The sequence below is a fragment of the Kitasatospora sp. NPDC058478 genome (assembly GCF_042720345.1).
Taxonomy (GTDB): domain Bacteria; phylum Actinomycetota; class Actinomycetes; order Streptomycetales; family Streptomycetaceae; genus Kitasatospora.
Window position 1 is genome coordinate 75,890 of sequence record NZ_JBHXML010000042.1, and the last position, 11,248, is coordinate 87,137.

Genomic DNA, 11,248 nt, shown 5'->3' on the forward strand with positions numbered 1-11,248 from the left:
CGACGCCCGGGCGCGGCGGGTTGGTTCCGGATGATCACCCCGGGATCCGTCACCCGGATCAATCACCCGAACGGCGCAGCGGCCCGCCGTCGCAGCCGCCGCGCCGCCCGGGGTGGCGGCCGTCAGATGTCCAGCGTCACCTGGTAGTCCGTCAGCCAGGTGTGCAGTTCGAGCGCGAGGTCGACGGCCAGCCGGACGGACTGCGGGTCGGTGTCCGGATCGAGCGCGTCGGCGAGGCGCCGCCGGTCGAGCAGGGCGAGCGCCGGGGACTTCTGCTCGGCGGCGAGCCGGGCGAGCTCGGCCCGCAGCAGCGCCGGGTAGTGCGGGTCCTCGGTGACCGGGTACGGGCTCTTCACCCGGTCGGCGACGGCGTCCGGCAGCACGTCCCGGACGGCGGCGCGCAGCAGGCTCTTCTCCCGGCCGTCGAAGTGCTTCATCGCCCACGGCGTGTTGAAGACGTACTGGACCAGCCGGTGGTCGCAGAACGGCACCCGCACCTCCAGGCCGTTGGCCATGCTCATCCGGTCCTTGCGGTCGAGCAGGATGCAGACGAAGCGGGTCAGGTGGAGGTACGAGATCTCGCGCATCCGCCGTTCCAGCGGATCGGCGTCCGGCAGGTGCGGGACTTCGGCGAGTGCCTCGCGGTAGCGGGCCTTCCGGTAGCCCGCCAGGTCGAGTTCGGCGAGCAGGCCGGCGTCGAGCAGGTGTTCGCGCGGGCCGGCGCCCTGGCCGCCGAGGCCGGTCAGCGAGACCGCCCAGGGGAAGTCGTCGGCGGCGACGGCCTTCGGGTCGTGGAACCAGCGGTAGCCGCCGAACAGCTCGTCCGCGGACTCGCCCGACAGGGCGACGGTGGACTGGCGGCGCACGCCCTGGAAGAGCAGCAGCAGCGAGATGTCCATGTCGCCGAAGCCGCCGGGCAGGTCGCGGGCGCGCAGGACGGCGTCCCGCTGGGCGAGGTCGGTGAGCGCGGCGGCGTCCAGCTCGATCACGTTGTGGTCGGCGCCGACGTGCTCGGCCAGCATCCGGGCGTACGGGCCGTCCAGGGTCGGCCGGACCTCGCTGGCGTGGAAGTTCTCGCTCTGGCCGGCGAAGTCGACGGCGAAGGAGCGCACCGGGCCGGCGCCCTCGGCGCGCAGGACCCGGGCGGCGAGGGCGGTGACGGCGCTGGAGTCCAGGCCGCCGGAGAGCAGCGAGCAGAGCGGGACGTCCGAATCGAGCTGGCGGTGGACGATGTCGTCCAGCAGGGCCCGGACGGTGGCGACGGTGGCCTCCAGGGTGTCGGTGTGCTCGCGCGCCTCCAGCGCCCAGTAGCGGCGCACCGACACGCCCTCGCGGCGGACCCGGACGACGTGCCCGGGCCGGACCTCGACGATGCCCCGGTAGGGGGTGATGCCCGGAGTGCGGGTGAAGGCGAGCAGTTCGCGCAGCCCGTCCAGGTCGACCACCGGGTGGACCGAAGGGTGGGCCAGGATGGCCTTCACCTCGGAGCCGAAGACCACGCCGTCGGGGGTCGGGTGGTAGTGCAGCGGCTTGACGCCCATCCGGTCGCGGACCAGCAGCAGTTCCTCGCTTCGGGCGTCCCAGATCGCGAAGGCGAACATCCCGTTGAGGCGTTCGGCCAGGCCCTCGCCCCACTCCAGGTAGGCGTGCAGCACGACCTCGGTGTCGCTGCGGGTGCGGAAGCGGTGTCCGGCCGCCTTCAGTTCGGCGCGCAGCTCGCGGTGGTTGTAGACCTCGCCGCTGTAGGTGAGCGCGGCCAGCAGCCGGCCGTCGTGCTCGACGGTCATCGGCTGGACGCCGCCCTCCAGGTCGATCACCGCGAGGCGGCGGTGGCCGAGGCCGGCGTGTCGCTCCAGGTGGACGCCGCCGGCGTCCGGGCCGCGGCAGATCTGGGTGGCCGTCATGGCGTCGAGGACGGCCCGTTCGGCGGTGAGGTCACGATTGAAGGCGACCCATCCGGTGATCCCGCACATCAGCAAGCCTCCGGTTCTTCCGCTACGTATGCGGAAAATGACGCTACGTGTCGGAGGGGTGTGGCTACAAGGGTGCGTCGGGAAGGGGTCGGGAGGGGCTGGGGATGACCATGTGACTGGTTGGTTGAGCTGAAAGTCGTAAAGTCTGCCCGAATTCGGGCAAGATTCTTGGCCCCGGCGGGCGGCGCGGCCTAGGCTCCTCACTCGTGCCGAGCTCACCCCACCCTCACGACGACCTCCTCGCCCACCTCACCCGGACCAGCCCGCTCGGGCCCCGGGAGGCGGCGCGGGTCGTGGCGGAGGTGCTGGCGTACTTCTCCGAGAGCACCGAGGAGTACGTCCGCCGCCGCCACGGCGAGCTCCAGGCACGCGGACTGACCAACGAACGGATCTTCACCCGGCTCGCCGAGGAACTCCCCGCCCGCCGGGTCGCGGCACCCGAGCTCTCGGCCCGCCAGCTGCGCCGGATCGTCTACGGCTGAGCGCTGCCGGGGCGGGGCACTGGCGGATCCACGGCACCGGCGCATTCGCGGCACTTACGGCACTTGCAGCACTTACGGCATTCACGGCATTCACGAAGAGGAGACCACGCATGTGCGGAATCGTGGCCTACATCGGCCCCAAGGACGCGACCCCCTTCCTGCTGGAGGGCCTGGCCCGGCTGGAGTACCGCGGCTACGACTCGGCCGGCGTGGCCGTCACCGGGCGCACCGGCGGGCTCAAGGTCCGCAAGGTCAAGGGCCGGGTCGCCGACCTGGCCGCCGCCGTCCCGGCCCGGTTCAAGGGCGGCACCGGCATCGGCCACACCCGCTGGGCGACCCACGGCGTGCCCAGTGACGCCAACGCCCACCCGCACCTGGACGGTGCCGAGCGGATCGCCGTCGTCCACAACGGCATCATCGAGAACGCCGACGAACTGCGCGCCAAGCTCACCGCCGACGGCGTCGTGTTCCGCTCCGAGACCGACAGCGAGGTGCTCTCCCACCTGATCGCCGCGCACGTCGGCGAGGGCGTCGAGCTGGAGGACGCGGTGCGCGCCGCCCTCGGCCGGGTGGTCGGCACCTACGGCATCGCGGTGCTCGACGCCGAGCAGCCGGACCGGATCGTGGCCGCCCGCAACGGCAGCCCGATAGTGCTCGGCCTCGGTGAGAAGGAGATGTTCGTCGCCTCCGACGTGTCCGCCCTCGTCCGCTACACCCGCCAGGTCGTCCACCTGGAGGACGGCGAGCTGGCCACCGTCCGCGCCGACGGCTTCCGCACCTTCACCACCGACGCCCGCACCACCCACCACCAGCCGTCCACCGTGGACTGGGAGATCGACTCCTACGACACCGGCGGCTACGAGCACTTCCTGCTCAAGGAGATCCACGAGCAGCCCGGCTCGGTCGAGCGCACGCTCAGCGGCCGGCTCGACGAGCGCTTCTCCACCGCGCACCTCGGCGGCCTCAACCTGGACGCCCGGGAGCTGCGCGAGATCCGCCGGGTGAAGATCCTCGGCTGCGGATCCGCCTACTACGCCGGCGAGATGGGCGCCCAGCTGATCGAGGAGCTCTCCCGCATCCCCGCGCACAGCGAACCCGCCTCCGAGTTCCGCTACCGCAACCCGGTGATCGAGGCGGACACGCTCTACATCGCGGTCAGCCAGTCCGGCGAGACCTACGACACGCTGGCCGCCGTCCAGGAGATCAAGCGCAAGGGCGGCCGGGTGCTCGGCGTCGTCAACACCGTGGGCAGCGCCATCGCCCGCGAGTGCGACGGCGGCATCTACCTGCACGCCGGTCCGGAGATCTCGGTCGCCTCCACCAAGGCCTTCACCTCCACCGTGGTCGCCTTCGCGCTGCTCGCCCTGCACTTCGGCCGCATCCACGACCTCTCGCCCGCCGACGGCCGCCGGATCGTCGCGGCCCTGAAGGCGCTGCCGGACCAGATCCGCGAGGTGCTCGCGCAGACCGAGGCCATCGCCGAACTCGCCGCCGAGTACGCCGGATCGGCGGGCATGATGTTCATCGGCCGGGTCCGCGGCTACCCGGTCGCCCGGGAGGGCGCGCAGAAGCTCAAGGAGATCTCCTACGTGCACGCCGAGGCCTACCCGGCGAGCGAGCTGAAGCACGGTCCGCTGGCGCTGATCAGCCCCGAACTGCCCACCGTCGCACTCGTCCCGGACGACGAACTGCTCGACAAGAACCTCACCACCCTCGGTGAGATCAAGGCCCGCTCCGGCCGCGTCATCGCCATCGCGCACCGCCGCCCCGAGGACAAGCTCGCCGACCACTGCGTCCTCGTCCCCAAGAGCGAGCCCGAGCTCGACCCGCTGCTGCTCAACATTCCGCTCCAACTCCTCGCCTACCACGCCTCCGTGGCCCTCGGTCGCGACGTCGACAAGCCGCGCAACCTGGCGAAGAGCGTGACGGTGGAGTAGGGCGCCCCGAAGATGTGACGGCCTGGCGGGTGGGACGGCCTTCCTGCTGATCAGCAGCTCAACAGTTCAACGCCTCAGCAGCTCAACGGCTCAGCAGATCAGAAGGAAGGCGTCCCACTCCTCGGCGGCGTCGCCGGTGCCCGCCGAGGATGCCTGCGCGGCGGTACGGGCATGGGCGTGGGCGTGCAGGGCGAGGGCCGCGCCGGCCGTCCCCTCCAGGAGGCCTGGCGGGTCGCCGGCGCCGAGTGCCGTGTCGAGCCGGCCCGCGACGGTGGCGGCGAGCGCGGGCAGGCGGGCAGTCAGTTCGGCGGAGCCGGAGTCCTCGGCCATCCGCTGGGCGATCCGCAGCAGGCCGCCGGTGCCGTGGCAGAGCCCGGGGCCCTGGAGGTTCCAGCCGGCGGGGTCGCGCAGCGTGTCGGTCAGCGCCGCGACGGCGGTGGTCCGCCAGTCGGAGCGGCCGCGGGCCGCGCCCGCCAGGAAGAGTGCGCGGGCCGCACCGGGGGTTCCGTAGCACCAGGCCGCCCGCGTCGGCTGGTCGGCCGGCGGCCGGCCGGCCTCCTCGTCCTCGACGCGCACGGTCATCGGCCAGGAACCGCCCACACCGGGCCGACCCCCAGCGGCGTCGGGGCCCGTGGGCGCCGGCTCGGTCGGGGCGGGCCTGGCCGGGTCGACCGGGGCGCCCTGATCGACCGGGCTGAGCGGGCCGGGGATCCGCCGGTCGGCGAGCCAGCTCGCCAGCGCCTCGATCGCCTCGTCCTGTCCGGGCACCTGCACACCGCGCAGCCTGGCCAGTGCCAGGAGGGCGAGCGGGCCCGGGACTCCGTGTGCCAGGCCCAGGTTGAGGTGCCCCCGGGGGAACCCGGGATCCGCGCCGGGCAGTCCCGGTCCACCGGCGGTCCACCAGCGCGGCAGCACGTCGCCGGTGGGCTCGGCCAGCGCGACCAGCGCGGTGAGCAGGTCGGCCAGCGCCGGGCCGGCCGGCTCCAGCGCGAGCAGCAGCCGGCCCAGGCCCGCCGCGCCCGAGACGGTGTCGAAGGTGTGGGCGCGCAGGCCCGTGCCGGCGGCCAGATCGGCGCGCAGGTCGGCGACGCGCCCGGCCGCGGCCTGCCGGACCCGGGGCGTCAGCCCGTCGAGCAGCGTGCGGTACTCGCCGGGGCGCCGCGCCATGGTGCGGGCGGCGAAGGCGATCGCGGCGGCGCCGGAGAAGAGTCCGCCGCCCCGCATCGCCCCGGGGGCTTTCACGGCGGCCGCGAGGTGCCCGTGGGCGGTGCGGCGCAGCGCGGCGTCGTCCTCGCGGTCGGCCAGTACGGCGAGCGTGAGCGCGGCGCCGCTGCGGCCGGCCCCGAGCGCGTGCGCCGCTGCGGGCGGCGCGGACGCCGAGGGCGTTGTGGCGTCGGCGGCGGGTTCTTCGAGCGCACCGGGCCTGCTGAGCAACTCGGCCACCGCGCGGATCGGATCCGTCGTGTTCATCGCGCCTCCCGCGGGCTGGAGCGGCGGGCCCGGTGGGCCTCGACGGCGCCCCTGGCCAGTGCGTAGGCGCGGCGTTCGGCCTCGCGGTCGATCCCGATCAGCCGGTTGTGGCCCATGTGCAGCAGCGAGGCCAGCACCGGGTCGGCCGACGACGGCTCCACCCGGCTCGCGTACCGCGCGAGTGCGACGGCTCGCTGCCACCAGGCGTCGGCCAGCGCGGGGTCGGCGGGCAGCAGGCCGCCCGCCGGGGCGGCCGGCCCGTCGGGGCCGATCGCCCGCAACGCGGCGGCACGCTGGGCCCGGAACGCCTGGTGGTGGCGCTCCGACTTCGGATACACCCCCGCCAGCCAGGCCCCGACCGAGGGCACGCCGGGGACGGTCGGTGGTACGGCCTGCCGGCCGGCGGAGAGGCTGGTGGGCAGGTCGGCGGGCAGGTCGGCGGGCAGGTCGGTGCGGCTCTCGGGCCCGCCGTCAGGAACGCGGTCCCTCGCCGACTGGCCCCCCGACTGCCCCGCCGACTGCCCCGCCGACTGCCCCGCGCGGCCGGCCAGGAAGGCCTGCGCGGTGCCGGCGAGGTTCACGGCGGCGAGCAGGTCCCGGGAGAGCGAGCGCTCCGCCCGGGCCAGTCGCAGTGCCGCCAGCGCGACCAGGCTGTCGGCCTGGAAGACCCGCTCGGCGTCGGCGAGCACCTCGGCGCCGCCGTAGCGGTCGGTCTCCGGCGCGTAGCCCTCCAGGCGCAGGTCGGCGGCGAGCCCGGCCCGGTGCAGCTCCCGTACCCAGTCGTGCACGGTGGGCAGCAGTTGGGCGGCGAGGACCGGCGGCGCACCGTGGAAACGCAGCCGCAGGTGCGGCGCGGAGTCCTGGTAGCGGACGAAGAACCAGCGGTCCACGTCGGCGGGCAGGGCGTCGAGCAGCCGGGGCAGGTGCTCGACCAGGATCTCCTCCTGGCGTGCCTCGGTGGCCGCCAGTCGGGCGAACAGCCAGGATCCGCCGGGGAGTTCGACGGTCCGGGCGCGTCGGGCGGGCAGTGGGCGGCGCGGTCCGGCCGTCGCCGGCCCGGTCGTGCTGCGGCGCAGCGGGATCACCAGTTCGGCGGTCCGCGCACCATCCGGTCCGCACAGCCAGCCGCCGTCGCCGGCCGGGTTGGGCTCCTCCTGGAGCACGGTGGGCTCGGCGGACCGCGCCTGGCTGTGCAACAGCCGCCGGTGCCACGGGAGGTCGAGGTCCAGGCTGATCCGCTGGTCGCCGCTGATCAGGCGGACGGCGGCCGGCACTCCCCACCGTCGGCGCCAGCGGGCCAGGCCCTCGTCCCACTGCTCGAACGGGGCGGAGGCCGCCGGGACGGGCGCGGTCAGCCGCCAGGTGGCCGGGGCCAGTACCACCCGGCCCCGGCGGACCCGCGGCAGCACGGGCGCGCTGCTCGCCGCCCCCCAGTCCCAGGGCTGCCAGGGCCGTTGCCCGGTCAGCGTCACCTCCTGGAGGAAACGGGCCGCGTTGGGCGCACCGCTGCGCAGGTTGAGCACGTGATGGGTGGCGACGCGGACCTCCCGGCCTAGACGGCGGGAGTACACCGCGAGCCGGTCGGGGTCGGCCAGCACGACCAGGTCGTCCAGCGGCAGTACGGAGGGGCCGCCCGGGTCGGCGAAGGCGCTGACCACCACCCGGTGGTCGAGCCAGCGCGGGGTCAGGGCGATGTTGGCATGGCGTGCGCGGTACGGGGTGAACTCCAGGTGCGCTTCGAGTGCGCTGTCGTCGCCGGATCCGGCGGATCCGGCGGGCCCGGCGGGCCCGGCGGACCGCACGGACCCGGCGGCCTCGGCCAGCAGCGCCCCGCCGGCCGCGGCGGGGTCACCCGCCGACGGGCCCAGGCCGGTCCCGGTGTCGGCAGCCGGGTCGGGGTCGCTGCCCGCGCCCGCGAGCAGGGTGGCGAAGCGGCCGAAGCTGGCTCCGGCGCGGTCGCTGCCGGCGACGGGGGAGAGCACGAGCCGGAAGTCCCCGGCGTCCAGCGCCTCCAGGGAGTCCGCCGCGAGTTCGGCGTACAGCTCCAGGGAGGCGGGCGGGGTGTCGGCGGCGCCGCCCGCCTCGTCGCGCGGCGGGGTCAGCCGGGCCAGCAGGTCGTCGTCCAGGAGCACTTCGGGCAGCGTGCCGTCCGGTGCCCGGTCGGCGAGGGCGCCCGCCGCCAGTTCGGCCAGCAACCGGTCGCGGGCCGCGTCGGCGTCGGTGCGGGCCCGGGTGGGCTGGGGGTTGGCCGTGCCGCGGGGGCCGGCCGGGCGCCGGTAGCCGGCCGGCGGCCCCAGGCCGGTGTCGGGGTCGAGCAGTTCGGCCAGCGGGACGGGGCTGTCCGTGCCGTACCGCTCGACGAACTCCGCGTGGTACGAACGCAGGTGTTCGGGCGCGGGGGTCTGCGGCGACAGGCGCCAGAGGAGCGCGGCGGTCCGCTCCAGCTCGGTGCGGACCTGGTCCGGCAGGACCACCTCGGCGTCCAGGGCGAGATCCGCGTGGAGCGGGCGGTCGGCCGGGGCGAGCCGGGTCATCCGGGCCCGGAGCTCGCGCAGCAGGTCGGTGGCCTGTCCGCCGGGCAGGGCGGCCGCCTGCGTCAACGCGGTGCGGACGGCCGTCAGTTCGGGGTGCACCGGGTGGTCGGCGGGGATCCGGTCGAGCACATGGCCGAGCAGGTCGGTGCTGTCCGGCGGAGGCGTCAGGTCGGTGAGCAGGAACCCCTGGCCGACCAGCGAGCGGACCAGGGCCGCGACGGCCTCGGCCGGGGCCGTGGGGAAGTCGGCGGTCAGCGCGGCCAGCAGGTCGGCGTGCCGGACCGGCTCGGCGGCGGTCCGGATCGCGGCCCGGACGACGGCGGTGGCCCGTACGGTCCGTTCGGCGACCGGCTCCACCTCGGTACCGGCACCGGCGCTGGCACCGGCGGCGGGCCGACGCTCGGGCAGGTACGGCAGCACCAGGCGGCCGCCGCGCAGCCGGGCCTGCTGGTCCACGGCCAGCCGCAGACCGGGCAGCACCGCCGGGTCGGTCCGCAGCCGGTCGAGCAGCGGGAGCAGCCAGCCCAGGTCGGGCCGCAGGGCGCGGTGGTCGGCCCCGCCCCAGCGGACCTTGGCCGCCGCGCCGAAGCGCGCCGGCACCACCGCGGCCATCAGCCCGAACGGCGTCGGCCGGGTGGCCATCCGCAGCCGGTAGCGGCTGACCGCCTCGGCCGCCCGGCGCAGCGCGGCCGGGCGGGGCACGGCGCCTGCGGCGACCTGGTCGAGCAGGTCGGCCAGGGAGGGACTGGAGAGCTCGATCGCCTCGCGCAGGGCCGGGTCGGCGGCGGCCTCGGCGAGGTGTGCCAGGAGCGCGGTGTCGGCGGACCCCGACGCGGGGTGCGCGGGGTCGGCCGGGACGGTGTGACGGTGCGAGCGCGGCAGCGCGGGTGTCCGCAGCAGGACCGGGCCGGTCGCGGTGAAGAGTCCGTCCTGGGGCGCTCCGTGCGTCTCGACCACTGTGCTCCTCGTGCCTCGGTGTCTCGTGCCACACGCCTCGTGCCGATGCCGCCACGCGGTTCGCACTCCTGACGGCGGGTCGGGTCGTGTCTACCCCGGCGATCGAAAACTGTCCACCATCGATCGAACTGTTTCGATTTTTGGCTGAGTTAATCCATTCATCCGTGCAGAACCATTGCTGGGCCCATGCAGGAGTGCCTAACGTCCGCTGCAGCCCGCCGCGGTCAACCGTGGCACTGACGAAAGGAGGCCCTCATGGCCGACGACATGCTGGAGCTGTTCGACCTTGACGTGCAGGACCTGGTCTCGACCGAGCTCGGCGAGCAGGAGGAGTCCGCGTTCAGCATCTCCTGTGAGGGGTCCTGCACCCGTCCGTGGTGCATCTAGTCCGGTAGCAGTACCGGCACTACGGGGCGCGGTTGCCCGGACCAGACGGTCCGGGCGACCGCGCCCTCGTGCGTCCGGGCCCCGCCCGGTCTCGGCCCGGCTCAGCCGCCGGCGGCCAGCGGTCCGTGACCCGGCACCGCCCGACCGTCGTCCGCCACCGGTGCGGGCAGCGGCCCCCGGGCCAGCCGCAGCAGCTCCTGCGGGGTCAGTTCGGCCAGCCGGGCGCGGCCCAGTCGCAGCACCTCCGCAGCCGTGTCCAGCAGTTCCGCCGGTGTCGCCGGGCGCTCCGGCAGCCCGGCCGCCCAGTCGCCGCCGGCCAGCCACTCGCCGACGGCGCCGCGCAGCTGCCCCGTGCCCGCCTCCCGGATCGTGAACGAGAGGTGCACCGACAGGCCCTGGTGGCCCGTCGCGGTGTGCGGTGCCCCGCGCGGCACGTACAGCACCTCACCCGGTTCGAGCACCGAGTTGAGCGCCACCGCACCGGGTTCGGGGGCCAGCCCCGGGCGCCAGCGCCCGTCGGCGGGAGCCTCGTGGACCGTCCACTCCTTCTTCCCCGCGAGCTGGACGACCAGCACGTCCGCGTCGTCCCGGTGCACGTCCAGCCCGCGCCGGCCGGCGCCCGTCGCGAAGCAGAACGCCTCGGTCCGGCGGCCCAGTTCGACCGCGATGTCGGTGGCCAGCGCGCGCACCGGCGCGTGCCACTGGTCCAGCTGCGGCAGCAGCAGCGTGGCGCCTTCGGCCAGCAGGGCGGCGATCCGGTCAGGATCGGCGAAGCCCTCCTCCCGGCGCCCGGCGACCACCCGGGCCGTGCAGAACTCCGCGGGCGGGACGACCTCACCCGCCCGGACCATCTCGACGTAGGGCACCCGCAGCAGTCCGCCGCGCAGCGCCTCGTCCAACTCGCCCGGCCGGGGCAGCCCCGCCGGCCAGCCCGCGGTGCGGAACACCTCCGGCCGGCGTTCCTCCAGCGCCTTGGCGAACGTCGCCGCGTCGCCCACCAATTCGGTCAGAACTCGTCCCATCGTCCATCCCTCCGTCCAGCGGCCCACCACCGGTCGACCGTCGCATAACCTACGGATGAACATCTGATTCCGGTTCAGCGAGAATCCGCCAACCAGCCCGGGATCGGCCAGCTTCGTGCCACGGGGCGGCAATCGCGATGCGCCGTGGCGGCCCGTCCCGGGCGGACGGGCCGAGGGGCGAATCGGGCGAGCGGTGCCGGCACCGGCCCCCGGTCGGCGCGTCCCGACCCCCAGGTCGGGCGGTCGACGGCGGCGGCCGCGACCCGTTCCCGCGGCAGCCCGCCCGCCCTCCGGCGCGACAGGCGGCGGCGACCGGGCGCCGGCCGCCCCGCACCGCCCCGAGGGCGCCGGCGAGCCGTTCCGGGCATCTGTGACGAGCGACACACCCCGCCGCGCGGCCGGCCGGGCGGCGGCGGGGGCGGGATGCACCGCCGCAGCGCCCCCGCCGACCGGCCCCGGGTCGCCGAGCTGCGCACCCCCCCCGAC

7 protein-coding genes are annotated in these 11,248 nt (G+C 75.3%); 3 read left to right on the forward strand and 4 right to left on the reverse strand.

The genetic code is table 11. From position 1 onward, the window contains the following. Window positions 1–122: 122 nt before the first annotated feature. Window positions 123–1,973, reverse strand: a complete 1,851-nt coding sequence (gene asnB / locus ACFWPT_RS23565) for an asparagine synthase (glutamine-hydrolyzing) (RefSeq protein ID WP_363370787.1) — start codon at window positions 1,971–1,973, stop codon at window positions 123–125. 206 nt (window positions 1,974–2,179) lie between these two features. On the opposite strand from asnB, the gene ACFWPT_RS23570 reads away from it, so the two are divergent. Together ACFWPT_RS23570 and glmS are read left to right on the forward strand one after the other, a co-directional pair. Further along, window positions 2,180–2,455, forward strand: coding sequence for a hypothetical protein (locus tag ACFWPT_RS23570; protein WP_063350341.1), 276 nt, complete (start codon window positions 2,180–2,182; stop codon window positions 2,453–2,455). A 110-nt stretch (window positions 2,456–2,565) separates the two neighbouring features. Continuing rightward, window positions 2,566–4,392, forward strand: a complete 1,827-nt coding sequence (glmS, locus tag ACFWPT_RS23575) for a glutamine--fructose-6-phosphate transaminase (isomerizing) (protein WP_063350342.1) — start codon at window positions 2,566–2,568, stop codon at window positions 4,390–4,392. 90 nt (window positions 4,393–4,482) lie between these two features. Here glmS and ACFWPT_RS23580 read toward each other — a convergent pair whose 3' ends face one another. After that, complete coding sequence (locus tag ACFWPT_RS23580) at window positions 4,483–5,862, reverse strand: lanthionine synthetase C family protein (protein WP_380483999.1); 1,380 nt, start codon at window positions 5,860–5,862, stop codon at window positions 4,483–4,485. After that, window positions 5,859–9,353 (reverse strand): lantibiotic dehydratase, encoded by a 3,495-nt coding sequence (locus ACFWPT_RS23585; protein ID WP_380484001.1) that lies wholly within the window; start codon window positions 9,351–9,353, stop codon window positions 5,859–5,861. Before ACFWPT_RS23585 ends, ACFWPT_RS23580 begins: the two co-directional genes overlap by 4 nt. A 255-nt stretch (window positions 9,354–9,608) precedes the next feature. On the opposite strand from ACFWPT_RS23585, the gene ACFWPT_RS23590 reads away from it, so the two are divergent. Then, window positions 9,609–9,740, forward strand: a complete 132-nt coding sequence (locus ACFWPT_RS23590) for a hypothetical protein (protein ID WP_279634947.1) — start codon at window positions 9,609–9,611, stop codon at window positions 9,738–9,740. A gap of 101 nt (window positions 9,741–9,841) precedes the next feature. On the opposite strand, the gene ACFWPT_RS23595 is transcribed toward ACFWPT_RS23590, so the two are convergent. Beyond that, window positions 9,842–10,762 carry a JmjC domain-containing protein gene (locus ACFWPT_RS23595; RefSeq protein WP_380484003.1) on the reverse strand — a complete coding sequence of 307 codons (921 nt, stop codon included), beginning with the start codon at window positions 10,760–10,762 and terminating at the stop codon, window positions 9,842–9,844. Window positions 10,763–11,248: the final 486 nt, after the last annotated feature.

Bases quoted from the DNA above. Each gene is read 5' to 3' on its own strand.
- asnB (WP_363370787.1), bottom strand. From the start codon at position 1,973: ATGTGCGGGATCACCGGATGGGTCGCCTTCAATCGTGACCTCACCGCC.
- glmS (WP_063350342.1), top strand. From the start codon at position 2,566: ATGTGCGGAATCGTGGCCTACATCGGCCCCAAGGACGCGACCCCCTTC.
- ACFWPT_RS23580 (WP_380483999.1), bottom strand. From the start codon at position 5,862: ATGAACACGACGGATCCGATCCGCGCGGTGGCCGAGTTGCTCAGCAGG.
- ACFWPT_RS23590 (WP_279634947.1), top strand. From the start codon at position 9,609: ATGGCCGACGACATGCTGGAGCTGTTCGACCTTGACGTGCAGGACCTG.
- ACFWPT_RS23595 (WP_380484003.1), bottom strand. From the start codon at position 10,762: ATGGGACGAGTTCTGACCGAATTGGTGGGCGACGCGGCGACGTTCGCC.